The organism is Peptoanaerobacter stomatis (assembly GCF_000238115.1).
Classification (GTDB): domain Bacteria; phylum Bacillota; class Clostridia; order Peptostreptococcales; family Filifactoraceae; genus Peptoanaerobacter; species Peptoanaerobacter stomatis.
In genome coordinates, this window is record NZ_JH414572.1 from 1 (window position 1) to 18,100 (window position 18,100).

Annotated in this window: 10 protein-coding genes; 2 read left to right on the top strand and 8 right to left on the bottom strand. The window is 29.4% G+C overall.

What is annotated here, in order from left to right; all coding sequences use genetic code 11:
- Positions 1-163: 163 nt before the first annotated feature.
- The 3 genes from HMPREF9629_RS10595 to HMPREF9629_RS10605 all read right to left on the bottom strand — a co-directional run bounded on the left by HMPREF9629_RS10595 (position 164) and on the right by HMPREF9629_RS10605 (position 3,075).
- Positions 164-1,672: a dihydrolipoyl dehydrogenase family protein gene (locus HMPREF9629_RS10595; protein WP_009526383.1), complete on the bottom strand. Its 1,509-nt coding sequence runs from the start codon at positions 1,670-1,672 to the stop codon at positions 164-166.
- A 7-nt stretch (positions 1,673-1,679) separates the two neighbouring features.
- Positions 1,680-2,060 (bottom strand): DUF3783 domain-containing protein, encoded by a 381-nt coding sequence (locus tag HMPREF9629_RS10600; RefSeq protein ID WP_009526384.1) that lies wholly within the window; start codon positions 2,058-2,060, stop codon positions 1,680-1,682.
- Between the two features lie 76 nt (positions 2,061-2,136).
- Positions 2,137-3,075, bottom strand: a complete 939-nt coding sequence (locus HMPREF9629_RS10605; protein WP_009526385.1) for an AEC family transporter — start codon at positions 3,073-3,075, stop codon at positions 2,137-2,139.
- A 390-nt stretch (positions 3,076-3,465) separates the two neighbouring features.
- Between HMPREF9629_RS10605 and HMPREF9629_RS10610 the strand changes: the two genes are divergently transcribed.
- Positions 3,466-5,238 (top strand): Na/Pi cotransporter family protein, encoded by a 1,773-nt coding sequence (locus tag HMPREF9629_RS10610; RefSeq protein ID WP_009526386.1) that lies wholly within the window; start codon positions 3,466-3,468, stop codon positions 5,236-5,238.
- A gap of 327 nt (positions 5,239-5,565) precedes the next feature.
- Positions 5,566-6,249 carry a YoaK family protein gene (locus tag HMPREF9629_RS10615; protein ID WP_009526387.1) on the top strand — a complete coding sequence of 228 codons (684 nt, stop codon included), beginning with the start codon at positions 5,566-5,568 and terminating at the stop codon, positions 6,247-6,249.
- A 118-nt stretch (positions 6,250-6,367) separates the two neighbouring features.
- Here HMPREF9629_RS10615 and HMPREF9629_RS10620 read toward each other — a convergent pair whose 3' ends face one another.
- The 5 genes from HMPREF9629_RS10620 to HMPREF9629_RS10640 all read right to left on the bottom strand — a co-directional run bounded on the left by HMPREF9629_RS10620 (position 6,368) and on the right by HMPREF9629_RS10640 (position 17,906).
- Positions 6,368-7,051: a YoaK family protein gene (locus HMPREF9629_RS10620; RefSeq protein WP_009526388.1), complete on the bottom strand. Its 684-nt coding sequence runs from the start codon at positions 7,049-7,051 to the stop codon at positions 6,368-6,370.
- Positions 7,052-7,133: 82 nt separating this feature from the next.
- Positions 7,134-8,684 (bottom strand): HlyD family type I secretion periplasmic adaptor subunit, encoded by a 1,551-nt coding sequence (locus tag HMPREF9629_RS10625; RefSeq protein ID WP_009526389.1) that lies wholly within the window; start codon positions 8,682-8,684, stop codon positions 7,134-7,136.
- On the bottom strand, positions 8,678-10,813 hold the full coding sequence (locus HMPREF9629_RS10630) for a peptidase domain-containing ABC transporter (protein ID WP_009526390.1): 2,136 nt from the start codon (positions 10,811-10,813) through the stop codon (positions 8,678-8,680). The genes HMPREF9629_RS10625 and HMPREF9629_RS10630 overlap by 7 nt, the downstream gene beginning before the upstream one ends.
- A 189-nt stretch (positions 10,814-11,002) precedes the next feature.
- The gene (locus tag HMPREF9629_RS10635) at positions 11,003-17,116 is read right to left on the bottom strand and encodes a calcium-binding protein (RefSeq protein WP_009526391.1); all 6,114 of its coding nucleotides are present in this window, start codon (positions 17,114-17,116) and stop codon (positions 11,003-11,005) included.
- 91 nt (positions 17,117-17,207) lie between these two features.
- Positions 17,208-17,906, bottom strand: a complete 699-nt coding sequence (locus tag HMPREF9629_RS10640) for a hypothetical protein (RefSeq protein WP_009526392.1) — start codon at positions 17,904-17,906, stop codon at positions 17,208-17,210.
- Positions 17,907-18,100 lie beyond the last annotated feature (194 nt).

Consider the following 18,100-nt stretch of genomic DNA (forward strand, 5'->3'; position numbering starts at 1 on the left):
TATATATATATATATATATATATATATATATATATATATATATATATATATATATATATATATATATATATATATATATATATATATATATATATATATTNTTTTTTGATTATATTATTATCAGTTCTATAATATCTGTTGTAGACACTCTAACAGATATTTTTTATTTAAAATCCATATATTTAGTCCATATACTAACTTCTGATAAAGACGGATGTGCAACCATTGTCTTATTCGTAAGCTCTATAGTATTAGGATTAAGATTACATTTATAATTTTCTTTTCTTAATCTTTTTGTAAGCTGTGAACCTATCTCTTCATTTATAGGTTGTATTGTCTTTTCTCCCGCATTCATAAGCTCTACATATGGCTGTAATAATATTGATGCCTCATCACCTATTATATGAACTCCTAATATTTTTTTACTGTCTTTTTCTATTATTATTTTTACAAATCCGTCACCTTCTTCACCCTCATTATATCCGAGTGCAAAACCTTTAGCAGTCTGATAATAATAATGCAACGCCACTTGTATTTTATATCCTTTTTTTCTTGCTTCTTTTTCTGTAAGACCTACATGAGCAACCTGTGGATATATATATGTTACAGCCGGCACAGCATCATAACTTGCAAACTCATAATCATTATCCTCGGCATAAAATAAATTATGTGACAATATCTCCGCTTCATAATTAGCTTTGTGCCTGAATTGATATTTCCCGTTTATATCTCCAATCGCATAAACTCCGTCAACCGTAGTTTCTAAAAATTCATTTGTTTTTATATATCCTTTTTCCAACTCTATAGATGTATTTTGTATATCAAGTGTATCGGCATTACTCATAACACCGGGGGCTACTATTATTTCATCTGATTTTACACTGTATAATCTTCCGTTTGATATATTTTTAAATTCAAGTATTTTTTTTCCGTCTTGCATATAAGTTCTTATTGTGTCTTTATTTGTATATACATCTATACCGTATTTTGAAAGTATTTCAGGTATTGTAACTGAAATATCTTCTTCTTCTTTGGGCAATAAATACATATTATGTTGTACTATATTTACTTTTGAACCAAGCGCAGACAATATATGCGCAAATTCCACGCCTATATATCCACCGCCTATGACTGTAACACTTTCATATGGTTTTTTAGGGAATTTATCTCCAAAAAAACTTTCTGAAGTTAAATACCCTACTTCTTCAAGACCTTCTATCTTAGGAACTTTTGTTCTGGCGCCTGCTCCTATTACTATCTTATCAGCAGTTATAATCTCATCTTGCTTTGCACTATCATTAAAAACTACTTTTATTTCTTTATCTGATATAAATTTTGCAGTACCTTCATATACAGTCAAATTTTCTTTACTTTTGTAATATTGGTATACGTCTTTACTTTCATCTATCTTTTGCCATACTCTTTTTGAAACTTTGTCGAAATCTACGGATATATCCTTTATATTTATCCCTATTTTAGACGCTTTTTGTGCCTGTCTTATAAAATCTGCTACCGTTACCATTACTTTTGTAGGTATACAACCTCTTGTAAGACAAGTACCGCCAAATTTTCCGTTTTCTATCATTGCACATTTCAAGCCTTTTTCCAAAGCTTCATCTACAACTATATTAGCGCTTCCGCTACCTATAACTATAATATCAAATCTTTTCATCTTATCCCTACTTCTGTTTATTATAATTTTTCATATATTCATTTTCTTCAAATATTTCTTTTAAAAGCTCTTTCAATGTCCATTTTTCATTACTTTCAGTCCTTGACGAAGTTATCGGCCTTTCAACTAAATTGGACTTGAAAGAAAATAAAAGCTCTCTGATATCCTCGTCTGTATCAAACCCTTGTATGAGCATAAATTCATTATCAAAAATGCTGTCATTGTCAGGTTCATATGACACATTTTTTTCAGTATCGTTAAAAATATCTCCTACAACCTCATTTAACATATTTTTATCAATAAATTTAACTGTAATGTCTTCTTTTAATATCTTTGAAATCCTATCTTTCCTATCTTCACTCAACTGATATAAAATTATTTTTTTCAAGTACAAGTTCCTTTCTGATTTAAAAAATTAATTTATAGTATATATATTCCCATTTTTTCTTTAACAATACATTTTTTTATATAAATTTCAAAAAATCCAATGTAAATACCCATAAAAATATTGTAAAACATGATATAACCGTTGTAAATATTATTATCTGTGCAGCAAGTTCGTAATCGCATCCCATTTGCTCAGCCATAAGTGCAGAACTGACCGCCGTCGGTGCACAGTACATGGCTATGAGAGTCACTATTTTTTCACTACTGAATCCAAGTGCTATAGCTATTGTTAAAAATATAAGAGGCATTAATATAAGTCTGCCGAAAACTCCGATAAATATATTTCTTATATTTGAAGATATTTTTTTAAAATCAAGCATACTCCCAAGCATAATCATAGGAAGTACACCGCCGATTTTTGCCAAATCCAATATTATTTTGTCCACGAATTGAGGCACTTTCACATTTAATAAAGAAAGGATTATTGCAAGTATGGATGCAATTATAAGAGGATTTCTGATAATTTCTTTCAATACGTTTTTCAAATCTGTATTTCTTCCGCTATGAGTTGCAAGCACAATTACAGCCAACATATTATACATAGGTATGACAACCATTATGAGTATTGATGCAACAAATGCACCTGCATTGCCTGCAATATGATTAGTCAGAGGTATTCCCAATATAACAAAATTACTTCTGTATATACCTTGTATAAGTGCCCCTTGTTTTTTTGAATCAGGCTCAATAAACGGCACTATCATACTTAATGCCACAACCATGGCGATTATGCTTATAAACACATATATAAAAAGTTTAATATCAAATATTTCTCTCACATTTGTATGCAGTATATTACTGAATGTAAGTACAGGTAAAAATATGTTAAAACATAATTTGTTCAAATTGGATATGGTTTCTTTTGCAAGATATTTTTTCTCTTTTAAGTAATATCCGAAAATTACCAAAAATGATATCGGGGCAACAGCATTAAATGCTATATAAAAACTTTCCATCTTATATCCTTTACTATATTATAAATATTGTAAAATTATCATTTGCATTTGTTAAAAATTATATAAAAACCTTATTGTAAATATCATTGTACTTTGAAGTTTTTATATTCTACATTTCTGTATTCTTTAAAATCATATCATAAATTTATAATATAAACAACTGAATGTTTCTTTGCATTTTTATGTTTATTGCTTAATTTTTATACATAATATATTATCAAATGATAGTTAAAGAAAATATACTTAAATATTAATTTATTATGAAAAAACGTATATCTTTAAACTAAATTTAAAAACCGAATAAATATTATTTGAAATAATATCAAGTTCATATTATAATATATAAGGATTATTTTATGAATCGTCTTAAAATTGATTGGAGGAAATATTTTGACTTTTTTTGATTTTTTATCTCTCATAGGAGGACTTGCTTTATTCTTATATGGAATGGAAGTTCTTGGAGAAGGACTTTCTAAAGTGGCAGGCGGAAAACTTGAAAAAATACTGGAAAAGCTTACAAGCAATCCTATAAAAGCTGTACTTCTTGGTGCAGGTGTAACCGCAATAGTCCAAAGCTCATCAGCTACTACGGTTATGGTCATAGGTCTGGTAAACTCTAATATGATAAAACTTCAACAGGCTGTTGGAGTAATAATGGGAGCAAACATAGGTACTACAATAACATCATGGATTTTGAGCTTAACAGGAATAAAAAGTGATAACTTTTTTATCACAATGTTAAAACCGACAAGCTTTTCTCCTATAATAGCACTTATAGGTGTATGTCTTGTGATGTTCTCTTCAAAGGAAAGAAAAAAAAGCATAGGCTCAATATTAATAGGCTTTGCAATATTGATGTACGGTATGGATGCAATGAGCAGTTCTGTTGAACCATTATCAGAAATACCTGAATTTAAAAATCTATTTATAATGTTCCAAAACCCTATATTAGGTATGATTGTCGGTGTGGTATTGACATCAATAATACAATCATCTTCTGCATCTGTAGGTATATTGCAGGCACTATGTATGACAGGTCTTGTACCATACGCATCAGCTGTACCGATTATAATGGGACAAAATATAGGTACTTGTGTAACTGCACTGTTATCATCCATAGGTACAGGTAAAAACGGAAGAAGAGCGGCATTAATACATCTGTATTTCAATCTTATCGGTACAATACTTTTTATGGTTGCATTTTACTCTATAAACTCTATTGTACATTTCAGCTTTATGCAAGAATCTGCTACCGCTGTAGGAATAGCTGTTATTCACTCTACGTTTAACCTTACTGCTACAATAATTTTATTACCGTTTTCAAATATACTGTTAAAACTTGCCACTACTACAATACCTGAAACAGAAGACGAAGAAAATATTGAAGCCGGTAAATTACAAGAAAGCCTTAGACTGCTTGATGACTTATTTTTGGAAACTCCAATTTTTGCTCTGGATCAGTGTAAAATAGTTGTAAACTCTATGTCTGAGCTAACAAAAAAATGTTTATTCAAAGCAATAGACAGCATAGGAGATTGCACAGAAAGTAAATATGAAAAAGTAAAGCAACTAGAAAAAGACAGCGATACTTATGATGATGCTATAAGCGCATATCTAATAAAACTAAGCACAAAAGATTTACCTGATGAGGATAGAAAATATATAAACACGCTATTCCATATAATAGGAAATTTTGAAAGAATATCAGATCACGCATACAATATAGTTCAATCCGCAAAATCTATGCAAGACAAAGGTCTTTATTTATCAGATATAGCAAAACAGGAGTTAGATGTTTATACAAAAGCAATCAGAGATATAATTGAAAAAACATTTTTGTATTGCAAAAATACTGACTATGAAAAATCAAGAGAAATAGAGCCTTTAGAAGAAGTTATAGACGTATTGTCAGAAGAGTTAAAAAACAGACATATACAAAGACTTATAGATAATAAATGCTCTGTTGAAGTCGGATTTGTATGGTCAGATTTAATAACAGACTTTGAAAGAATAGCGGACCATTGCAGTAATATAGCCATAACAATTGTAGAAGTAGGCGAAAATGACTTGCTTGCTCACACATTTAAAAAAGAAAAAGACGAAAAATTTATGAGCAGATTCAATGCTTACAAACAAGAATATATATTGCCTGAAGAAGCATAAAATAAATATTTGAAATAATATAAAAATGATCATTGTTAAAAAAATTCAAAAACCTCTTTTTAAAAAATTGAGGTTTTTTTGAATTAATTTTTTAAAATTATTCATTATATACATTTTATATAGTAATGCACATTCTTATATGATATAATATTATTTGATATTAGTATATTTTTATACTGAACAAACGTTCAAATATGTTTTGTTCCATATAGTTTTTTATAATACAGATTATTTGTAATAATCTTTAGCAACTCAACTTGCAAAACAATTTGAGCATTATATAAAAAATATCTGTATTCAATTGAATTTATAAAGGTGCGCATAATTATGTATACAAAAAAATTGAACTTGAAAATTGTATTTTGGCTTATGTTTCTTACATTCACCTCAGGATACACAAATTGTATTGCCCTACTCTATTGCAGCATACCTCTTTCACATCACACTGGTAATGTAAGCAATCTTGCTATTGCTATTATGAACGGTAATTTGGAATCAGTCTGTCTTTTTACAAGTGCAATCTTATCGTTTTTTATAGGAGGAGTTTTTTCAGGCTTTACATTTTACAAAAAACATGTCGGCTTTAGCCGAATGTTCGGTATAACTGTGATAATATACGGGGTCTTATACATAATTTTAAACGCTTTTATACACTCAACTTTTATACTTATAATCTCAACGGCATTCATTGCTGGTTCACAAAACGGTTTGCTTACAAGATATAAAGGAATTACAACAAGAACAACTCATCTAAGCGGATATTTGACCGACTGTGCAGTTAATCTCGGAAAAACTCTTAGAGGGGATAAAAAAGCTTTTAGATATTTTTTATTTTTCTTTGTAAACATACTGTCGTTTTTTATAGGCACTATAAGTGGCACAATAGCTATAAGCAGTATGAAAGTCGATTCTTTCTTATTAGTAGGCATACTTAGAATATCATCCGGTTTATTCTATCTTAAATTTATAAACAAAAAAGATATACATCAATCCATATTGACTAACGGTTAATACTGATATTTATTTAATTGATGATAAAATGTATACATTTTTTTACTTCGAGTATATTTAATTTTGTTCAGATAATAAATTCTTAAAAATATAAATATTCGTACTCTATTAACTTTTATTATAAATCTATGATACTTTCACGTTCCTCCTTGAACATCATAAAAAAGGATATAAATAAAAATAAAATGCACACTATCATAGATTTTTCATTCATTATATTTATAAATATATTTCCAAGTATCGCACCTATGACAAAACATATTATTACAAAATAATACAATATTGATTTTCTTAGAAAAATATTATTTTTATTTTTTAAAAAGCCGTACATATTTTCAGTTGCACTCCTAAGATTACCGATACACATTGTCGTTGCAATACCATTTCCGTGCATTTTTCTAAAACTTTCCACTTGTATTCCGCAAGCCATAGATGTTATATTATTCGCAAGTAAGTTGTGCTTTTGTGATATAAAACATACACTTAACAATAAAAGCATCTCTATTACTATGCCTATTTGTCGCCAATGCAAAATTTTTTTATCATTATTTTCTATTTTTTCAACTATATGCCTTATTATCTCCGCCAAAAATATACCTGTTGAAAATGCCACAACCGGCATACCGTATCGGATTGCATCGTTTATCTTCCCCTCTGACAGCTTTACTCCAAACAACAAAATATTACCTGTCTGTGCATTTGCAAAAACCTTACCCCTGCATATATAAGAATATGCATCCATAAAACCGCCTGCAAGAGCCAAAAATATACCGAGCTCTATCGTTTCAGATGTCTGTTTCATATTTCATCTCCTAATACCAATTAAATAATCGCAAGTAATTTTATAAAACTTTTTAATTTACCCATAGATAACTACTATATTTTTATCTAATTTTAAACGCCTCATCTATATATTTTACAAGCGGTTCTATCAAAAATTCTATAACTCTTCTTTTACCGGTCTTTATTTCTACGGTTACTCCCATTCCTGATGATAATTTAACGTCTTTATCTTCCACTTTTATAGTATCTTTGTTTAACTTTACTTTTATTTTGTAAACTAATCCATATTTTTCATCTTCATAGGCATCTGGACTTATCTTTTCTACTTTTCCGCTTATTACTCCATACTTTTGAAATGAAAATGTATCTATTTTTATATTTACTTCTTGATTTTCGTGTATAAATCCTATGTCTTTGTTTTGCACCATTGCCTCTATTATAAGCTCTGTGTTTTCCGGAACTATGCTCATTATGCTTTGTGACGGACTTACTACGCCTCCTATTGTATTTACTGCCAGTGATGATACCGTTCCATTTACAGGTGATTTTATACTTTGATAATTTAAACTTTGTTTTGTTTTATCTCTTAAACTTTCCTGTTCTTTAATTTGTTTTTGTTTTTCCAATATTTGATTCAGCGTTTGTAATAAATCTTCTTTTTCCAGATTATTCAGTTTTTCTTGTGATTGGTTTAGCTGTATCTCAAGTTTTTCTATTTGTATTTTTTGCTGATTGATTTGATTTTTATTTAACTCTATATTATCATTTGTTTGCTTATATTTTATATCTATATTTGTCTTTTCATTTTTCATTTTAGCCTTTTGTGTATCTTCTTGTTTTTTTAGCAGGTTTAATGTATTTAATTTATCTATATATTCCTGTTTTGATACTGCTCCTTCTTCATATAGATTTTTATATGTTTGTTCATCATTAATTGCTATTTGTATTTTGTTTTTTAATGTTTCAAGTTCATTTTCTTCTACAGTTGTATTATTTTGTATATCTTGTATATTTTCTTTGTCTTTATTTAATATATTGTTTTCAAGTTCCAATTTGTTCAATTGTTCTTTTGCTAACTCAATAGAGTTTTTACTTCCTTCAATTGTAAGATTTAAGAATGATTTTTGTGTGTCAAAATTTTCTCTTTTAGATAGTATCAGTTTATTTAACGATGTTTTTATATCCTCATCTAAGTCAAAGTTTTGTATTTTTTCCTGTATTTGACGTATATCTTTTTTATCCAGGTAATCTTGTAATATTATATTTTCCACTTTTAATATATTCAGATTATTATTAATTGTCTGTTCATCTACTTGTTTTAATGTTTTATCCAAGTCTATAAGTAATTGTCCTTTATTTACTTTTTCTCCCTCGTCTACATATATACCAGTTATTATTCCTTCTTCTAATACTTGTATTACTTTTACTCTACCATTCGGTATTATTTTGCCTCTTGCTACTGCTACCATATCTACTTTACTTATGCTTGCATATATTATTGCTGTTAGGATTATTAAAAATATTCCTGTTATTATCTTTGTTCCAAGTGGTGATGGCGGATTTTCCACTATTTCAAGTGCTGACGGTAAAAATTCGTATTGTAGTTTTTCGTCTTGTTTTTCTTTGTATTTTTCCCTGATTTTATCTAACATATATTGCCTCTTTCTTGCTTAGAATGCAGGTAATAATATAAGCCTTTTTTATCTAAGAGCTCTTGTTTCGTTCCGTATTCTATCAGTCTTCCTTTATCAATTGCCATAATTTTATCTGCATCTTTTAGTGTTGACAGTCTATGGGCTATTATTATCACTGTTTTGTCTTTGCATATTTGTTTTAGGTTGTTTTGTATTATGCTTTCCGACTCGTAGTCAAGAGCTGATGTTGCTTCATCAAATATTAATATTTTAGGATTTGTAAGTAGTGCTCTTGCTATTGCTATTCTTTGTTTTTGTCCTCCTGACAATCCTGTTCCGTTTTCGCCTACCATTTCATCATATCCGTTTGGCAGTTCCAATATAAAATCATGTGCTCCTGCTATTTTACAAACTTGCATTATTTGCTCTATAGTTGCTTTTGGATAATGAATGGATATATTTTCTTTTATTGTAGCATTAAATAAGAAATTTTCCTGTAGAACAACTCCTATTTGACGTCTTAGAGAACTTACATCTGCAAGTGAAATATCTATTTTATCTATTGTTATTTTACCTACTTCCGGTATATATAGTCTTTGTATTAGTTTTGATATAGTAGATTTTCCTGATCCTGAACGCCCGACTACTCCTATTATTTCTCCTGCATTTATTTTAAAATTCATATTTGATATCACTTCGCTTTGTTCTGTGTTATATCTAAATCTTACGTTTTGAAATTCTATTTCTCCTTTTATTTCCGGCATTGTTATTTTTGTATTTTGTATATTCGTCTCCGCTTTTGTATTAAATATATCTGACAGTCTATCTATTGATACGCTTGTTTGTTGAAAATCTTGCCATACTTGTACTAATCTTAATATCGGACTGCTTACTCTTGATGATAACATTCTAAACGCTATGAGTGTTCCTACCGACATTTTTTGACTTATTACCAGATGTGCCCCCAGATATAGTATTATTATATCAAATATCTTTTGTACCGTGCTTGCTATTGCACTTGCGTTCGTGGATACTATATTGGTTTTAAATGTTGATTTTATATAATTGGATATCAGTTCTTCAAATTTTCTTTGTATTTGATTTTCTAAGGCTAAAGATTTTATTGTCTGCACTCCTGTTACTGTTTCTACCAGATATGCCTGCTCCTTTGCTCCTGTAAAAAATCTTTCTTCTAACCTTGCTTTAAATATCGGTGTTACTATTATGGATATTAGCGCAAATATCGGTAATGACAGTAATACTGTTAGTGTTAATTTCGTGTTATAAAAAAACATTACTGCTATATATACTACTACAAACATAGTGTCTATCAGTAATGTTAGTGGTGTCCCTGTTAAAAATGCTCTTATGTTTTCCAGCTCTCTCACTCTTGCTATTGTATCTCCGACCCTTCTTGATTCGAAGTATCTAAATGGTAGTGTAAATAGATGCCTAAACAGTCTTGCTCCTAAAATTACATCTATTTTTGATACTGTGTTTGAAAATACATATCCTCTTGCCATTTGCATTAGGCATTCAAATATTGTTATTATTACCAGTCCTACCGCCAGTACATTTAGTGTCGAGTATGAACCATGTACTAATACTTTATCTATTACTACCTGCATCATCATTGGTGTAAATAAACCTAACACTTGCATTGTAAATGCGGCAAGTAACACTTGTGATAAAGGCTTTTTGTATTTTATTATATCCGGTATAAACCATTTTATTCCGAATATGACATCTGATTTTGTGAAATATCTTTTTGTAAATAGAATTATTTTCCCTGAATATATTTTTGTAAATTCATCTTTTTTTATTATTGTAGGGGCGTTTTTATCAGGAAAAAGTGCCAATATTTTTTCTTTATCTGCTTTTGCTATTATTATATATGTATTATCATTTAATTTCGCTATTGCCGGTAAAACCATTTTTTCCAACTTGTCGTATTTTATATCTGCTATTTTTGATTTTAAGTTCATATTTTTTGCTATTGTTACTATGTCTATTTCGTTTATATCTTCGTATTTTCCTATACTGTGTTTGGCTTGTTCTTCATTTAAGACTATATCGTGAAACTGCATTATTATACCCAGACACTTTATTGCCGTATCTTTATCATCTTTTATATTTTCTTCCTGCATCTTGTCCTCTTTTTTTAATTTATTGAATTATTTCAATTTTTTATACATTATATAACTTATGATTACTATATATTTTAAACAATACTTATTAATCTTTTATTCATTGTTATTCTAAATTGCTTTAGTATTAATATTATATATCAGCGATATAATAAATTGTGTCTTTTATATCGCTGATAATTTTAAATTTTATACTTGTTCTTTTATCCAGAAGTTTTCCAGTACTGTTTGCAGATTGTCTTTATCTTGTTTTATTGCATTGTTCCATGTCATTCCTGTGTTAGCTTCAAATGTACTCATATATTCTATCAGTTTTTCCACTTTTTTATTTGTTATCATATTTCCTTTATTGTCTTTTATTTCTTCTATTTGATAATTTGGGCTTTTATACCAATTTTGTATATTAATTTTGTCATCGCTATCTGCAAATTGTATACTTAAACTGCTTCCTTCTTTTTTAAATATTGTGTTTAATATATCTGCTCCTAATTTTATTGTGTCTTTATTGTTTGTATTGGTATCATAGTCATATATAGTATCTATTCCATCACCTTTGTTGAATATATACGTATCCGCTCCGTAATACCCTTGTATATAGTCATCTCCTTTCCCTGCATTTATTATATCATTTTTATTTGTGCCTTTTATAGTTTCTCCTCTATCTGTTCCATATATTGTTTTTGATAACTTATTTATTTGTTCTTTATTTAATATTTTACTGTTTCCTATTTGTATTTGTTCTATTTGAGATACTGTATATTTGTATTCGTCTTTTACCGTTATTGTATTTTTCGTATTATCTTCATTTTGTATTTCTATTATCATATCATAGCCTTGTTTTTTTATTTTTATGTTATTTTCATCTATGTCAATCAGTTTTATAGTGTCTATACTCGGATTTCCTTGATAATCTATTTCTCCTCGTATTATGTCGTTGCCATCTCCTTTTTTGTATATATATGTTGTATTTCCCGCACTTCCTTGTATTATATCGTTCCCTTTTCCTGCCTGTACTGTGAAATCTCCATGTTCCAGTTTTATTATATCATCACCATCTGTCCCATATATATAGCTTGCTCTTTGTTTTAGTTCTGCTTGCGTCCATATTATATTGTTGTATTCAAATTTCACTTGTTCTATTTGCGGAATTTTGTATGCGTATTCGTCTTTTATTATTATCTCGTTATCTATTGTTTTTTTATCTTTGCTAAGTACCTGTATCACCATATCATAGCCTTGTTTTTTTACTATTACGTCTTCCTCTGTTATATCCGCTTTTAATAGTATTGTGTCTATACTTGGATTTCCTACATAGTCTATATTGTCTGTTATCGTGTCTGTTCCGTCTCCTCTGTTAAATGAGTATGTCGTATTTCCTGCACTTCCTTGTATTATGTCGTTTCCTTTTCCTGATTGTACTGTAAAATCGCCTTGTTCCAATTTTATGGTATCATTACCGTCTGTACCGTATATATAGCTTGCTGTTTCTTTTAATTGCTCCGATGTCAGTGTTGTATTGTCTGCAAATTTTACTTGTTCTATTTGCGGAATTTTATATGCGTATTCATCTTTTATTATTATCTCATTGTCTATTGTTGTTTTATCTTTACTCAGTACCTGTATTACCATATCATAGCCTTGTTTTTTTACTCTTATGTCTTGTCTTGATATATCACTGTCAAATTCTATTGTGTCTATACTCGGATTGCCTGCATAATCTATATTGTCTATTATCGTGTCCGTTCCATCTCCTCTTTTGAAATAGTATGTGTCTGAGCCTGCTTTTCCTTGCAGTATATCATTTCCTTTGTCCGAGTATATTATGTCGTCTGTTTCAAATCCGTTTATAGTTTCATCTGACGGTGTACCATAAATTGTTCTTGCTTTTTTATATATCGTTTCTTGGTCCCATATTTGATTGTCCTCAAATTTTATCTGTTCTATCGCTTTGTTTATATATCTGAAATCGTCTTTTATTATTATTTCGTTGTCTATTGTTGTTTTATCTTTACTTAGGACTTTAATTATTAAGTCATTTCCTTGTCTTTGTATTTTTATATCGTCTGTTGTTATGTCTTTTCCGAATTCTATGGTATCTGTGCTCGGATTTCCTTCGTAGTCTATTTCTCCTTGTATTATGTCTATACCGTCTCCTCTTTCAAAATAATATGTGTCTGAGCCTGCCATTGCATTTATTATATCGTCACCTTTTCCCGCTTGTATTCTATCATTTCCATGGCTTGTGTAGATTATATCGTTCCAATCATTTCCTATTATTTCATCATCTTGTATGCTTCCGTATATATATTTTGCTTTTTCGTCTATTACATCTTTTTCCCATATTGTACCGTCGCTGAATATTATTTGTTTTATGTTCGGTACGTCTTGTTTGTAATAGTCTTTTATTATATGATATGCTCCTGTCAGCTTCGGCAGTCTTTCATCTTGATTGTTTATATTATTATCTTCGTATACGAATTGCAATATTAAGTCATTTTGACTTCTTAACGGCATAATATTTTCCGGTTTTATACCTTCTTCAAATTTCACTACATTATTATTTCTATTTTCTATTTCCACTATTGTATCCGTATTTGTGTCTCCTGTCAGTATATATGTGTCTGAGCCTTCTCCTCCTATCAGTACTTCCGACCAGTTATATCCTTTTAATATATCCGAGTTGTCATTTGCCTTTATTGTTTTTAGTCTTGTCAGTATCTCTTCCTTGTCCCATACACTGCCGTCTGAAAACTGTATATTTGTTATTTGTGTATAGTCGGTATATTCTTTTATGGCTTCTTGTATTGTTATTTCATTGTCTATTGTTGTTTTGTCTTTACTTAATACTTGTATTATTATGTTGTCGCCCTGTCTTTTTATTTGTACGTCTTCTTGCACTATATCCGTTATAAATTTTATTGTGTTTTCTCCTGATAATCTATATTCTTTTTCTTTTATCGTGTCCGCTCCATCTCCTCTGCTGAATATATATGTGTCTGAGCCTTCTCCTCCTTCTATGTGGTCGTCTCCTTTTCCGGCATTTATTATATCGTCACCGTCTCCCGCATATATTTTATCTTGTCCGTCTCCTGTTTTTATTATATCATCTCCGCTGCCTGTTGTTATTGTATTATTCCCATTTCCGGTATAGATAACATTATCTCCGTTACCTGTCGTTATTTCATAATTTTCATCATCCAGTTTTATAGATATATTTTCATTTTTAGACAGTTCGCTGTACATATTTTCTTTACTTAAGACCTTATTGTTTTTAGAATCTATCTCAAAATTTTGTTCATCTGAAAGCTCTCCTCTGAGCTTATTCAAATCTTCATCAGATAAAATAGTATCATTATTATTTATATCAAGTATATCCTGTATTTCATAATACTCATTATCTTTATCATCTTTATTTTTTTCTCTTATTTTGTCAATAACTTCATCTTTATCCCATACAATAAGCTTTTTATTTTCATCAAGTTTTAAACCGGCATTATCAAATAAATAATTCAGTTGAGTTTGTTTTGTCAACTCACTGTATATTTTATTTTTAAATATTTCATATGCTTTTGATAACATTGATACAGCTTCTTGTAACGGATTTCCTCTATTTTCTCTGCTTCGTCCTATAAAATTCTGACCTGTAACTTTCTCTAAAACCATAAGTTTTCTTGCATCAAATAATCCGCCTCTGGAATTTATATCGACATTATCTACACCTGCCCATTTAAATATTATATCATCTATAAGACTAAATCTTGACTTTCTTGATTTTTCTTTTGAAAAATTTTCTATTAATCTTTTTATAACATTATCTTTATCTACGCTTATAGCTTCTCTTAATGAATTTAACAGCCCTATTCCTGCTATTTGCGGATAATGTTGTGCCTCATCGCTTATTTGTATATTTTGTGTTGGTTTGTTATCTTTTGTATCTCTTGATAACAGATACTCACCTATCATCATTTTTTTACCGTTATTTTTTTCAAAATAACTTCTTCTGACAAGTACGTTCCCATTTCCCTCTCCTTGATGTATCTCTTCACTATCCAGCGATATGGATTTTATATCTACATCTTTTAATGAAAATATTTCATTCTCCGAAGATATACCATCTCTATTTATGTCTTTCCATATTTTTATATTTGAAAATTCCTTATCTTTGCTGTCTATTTTTCCGTCATTATTGCTATCCAGATCCGATAATGCGTGAAATCCCGCATCTGCCTTTTGACCGTTTTTAAGTAAGGTTTGATCTCCGAACAGCTCCGCTCCGGAATCTATCATACCATTATTATTTTTGTCATATACAAGCAATGCGTCACCGCTATCAATCCATGATACTTTTTCTTTAAAATCGTTACCGTCTAAATCAAAATGTACTCCATCCTCAACAGAAGATAAATGTATACCGTCCCCGTCTAAATCAAGTATAAGAGGATCTATTCTTCCTGCCGACATAGCACTGTCATAGTAATTTGACAGTTTTGTCAGTCCCTCCCATTTTTTTGACATTGCAAATGTATATATTTCTTCGTCCTTTTCAAAATTGCTATTTGGCATTTCACCGTTTTCATAATTTGCTGATGTGTATTGTCCATTTAAATTTCTTATTATTCTCGGTTTTACTGTAGAGTAATTTTCTTTATTTGTTATTGTATTATAATCTATGCCTTTTTCTTTCAAAAAATTATTTGCATCTTTTTTGTATTTCGGTTTGAACTTTAAATATAGTCTATCTTTACTAAGATATTGTGATGACTTTTTAAATATCTCATCAAAATCATTCACTATTACTGTGTCATTATTATTGCTGTATGTTATTTTCAGCTTTTTATTTTCAAACCTTAATTTGCCCTTTTTTATAGATGATGCGTATACACCGGCAAAATGTAAAACATTTTTGCCTTGAGTATCCGTCACCTCATCTATTCCATAACCATTTCTAAAATAGTACGTATCATCACCTTCTCCGCCATACAGCTTGTCATTTCCCTTTCCCCCGTCTATATAATCATTGCCTTCTTCTCCATATATAATATCGTTGCCTTTTTCTCCGTACAGATAGTCATCATATTTGCCTCCATATATCTTATCATCACCACCGCCTGCATATATTACATCGCTATGATTTACAACACTTTCTATATCTTCTTCTGCTCCTGCAGGTTTTTCTGTCCTGTCTATTCCATGTATTACATCATCACCATCACCTTTAATAATAAAGTCGCCTACATTATATTTTTTCTTATATACTTTTTTAAGACCGTCAGGATCAAAAATAACACCTAAATCTTTATATTCAGCATTTTCATTTTTGGAGAAAAATTTTACTGCTGCATCCATTATTCTTTTTCTTTCTTCTCCATCATACTCTGTATTTATATATTGAGATATATCTTCTACCATATAATGATATTTTGATAATTCGCTCTTGCTTATATACTCAATATTATCCTTGTTATCGAATATGAAATTAGGCTTGTGATACTCTAAAAACAGATTAGATTTATTGCCTTTTATATATACCGTTTCACATTCCGTAAATAATAGTGTATTTACATAGTCATATATATGTGAATATTTTTTTACTTTATTGATATTTTTATCTATTGTCGCTCTGTGCTTTTCATAAAATTCGCTTGAAAATCCTTGACCGTCAAAAGATAATCCTCTTACTACATTATTTGATAACAATGTTACATACTCTGACAGATTACCCCCTTTTGAATGCCCTGATACAGTAATATCTTTATATTTTTCCGACAAATTTTCTATCAGTTTTAATGCACCTTTTTGAGCAGGCGTATCAGCAAGATATCCGCCTTCTCCATTATCTTGCCAGCCTTCTCTATTACTTGTACCCCTAAATATTACTACCGGATTTTTTCCATTTTCTTCTGTAAATACTACAGCTTTTGAACCTGTATATAAAGTGTTGTCTATACTTTCTTCTTTTATAGTATTATCATCGATTTTTCTATCATCTATGCTGGGATTCCAATGTATAGAACTTATTTCCAAATTCATTAATATTTCATCTTTTTCTATCAGTTCCAGTATTTTCTTCCATTCCTTTTCGTTCATAAAACAATGATAATTTTTTATTTCAACAGGGTTATAGCTTCCTACAATTTTAGTTTCCTTGTTTTCTGCCCAAAAAGTACTATTTTCTTTGTTTGCATAGTTTATTATATCAGATATTTTAGGTGTTTTAGATTCTTGTATTTCCATTTTCTCCCATTTTAGATATATCAAGCTGTCCAATAACATCAGTTGTTCCTCTGTTAATTTACTTGCCATCTTAATCCCTCCCTAATTAATTACTGTTTTTATTATATGAAATACATACATTGTATCATAAATATGCAGTCATTTTTATATAGTACCTCAATTAATCTATATAAGTTTCATACTTATCTTTATTATCTGTGAAGTCATATTCTTCGTAATCGTAAATAAAAAATTTTCTTTTTTTATAATCATAATCTATATCTATCCAATAATATGGATCTTCATAAATTTTATCATTTTTTGAAAAAAATGCAAAAAACTTTTTATTGTTTTCTATTCTTCTTTCATATGGAATAAATAATTCACCATCTTCCAACTTGTAATATTCATCAATATTAATCCCATACTTATATATACCTTTTTTTATAAAACCTACATACATCATTGTAGGCACATTATTTTTAGCCATTGTGGCTGCTATCTTATATACCACTTCTTTCGGTGTACTGTTTGTCAACATCTCTTCATTAACATAAAAGGTGATATTGCCAATTATATCATCAAACATTTGAGCCGGTATTTTTTCTATAGGTGTATCTTTAGTTATATAAATATCTGCGGCAATAGGAGATATTTTCATCCTATCTAAAGTTACGTTCTCACCGTATTCATCATACAATATTTTTTTGATGTATTTTTCATATTTTGGATATAGATAATACCCTGTATATGTATCTCCATATATGCTGTACGTATCAAAATCTACCTGTACTTTGAATCTATGCGAATCATCCTGTGTCCTTACCACTACATATTGCTGTAAATCTCCAAACGGTACATCTCCGTCATATTCAGACATTATTACAAATTTTTCTCCGTATTTTTTTTCTAATTTATCCAGTATATCTTTATGAAATTTTTCTTTTCTTCGTTTTCTTATTTCTTTCGTCGCTTAGTTTTAGTGTACTTGTTACATAATTAAATATTGTTTGTTTTTCATTACCTGTATATATTTCTATATAAAATGATGATATTAACATTATTATCAGTATC

Excerpts from the sequence above, each read along its gene's own strand:
- HMPREF9629_RS10595 (WP_009526383.1), bottom strand. The coding sequence starts at position 1,672 with ATGAAAAGATTTGATATTATAGTTATAGGTAGCGGAAGCGCTAATATA.
- HMPREF9629_RS10605 (WP_009526385.1), bottom strand. The coding sequence starts at position 3,075 with ATGGAAAGTTTTTATATAGCATTTAATGCTGTTGCCCCGATATCATTT.
- HMPREF9629_RS10615 (WP_009526387.1), top strand. The coding sequence starts at position 5,566 with ATGTATACAAAAAAATTGAACTTGAAAATTGTATTTTGGCTTATGTTT.
- HMPREF9629_RS10620 (WP_009526388.1), bottom strand. The coding sequence starts at position 7,051 with ATGAAACAGACATCTGAAACGATAGAGCTCGGTATATTTTTGGCTCTT.
- HMPREF9629_RS10625 (WP_009526389.1), bottom strand. The coding sequence starts at position 8,684 with ATGTTAGATAAAATCAGGGAAAAATACAAAGAAAAACAAGACGAAAAA.
- HMPREF9629_RS10630 (WP_009526390.1), bottom strand. The coding sequence starts at position 10,813 with ATGCAGGAAGAAAATATAAAAGATGATAAAGATACGGCAATAAAGTGT.
- HMPREF9629_RS10635 (WP_009526391.1), bottom strand. The coding sequence starts at position 17,116 with ATGGCAAGTAAATTAACAGAGGAACAACTGATGTTATTGGACAGCTTG.
- HMPREF9629_RS10640 (WP_009526392.1), bottom strand. The coding sequence starts at position 17,906 with ATGTCTGAATATGACGGAGATGTACCGTTTGGAGATTTACAGCAATAT.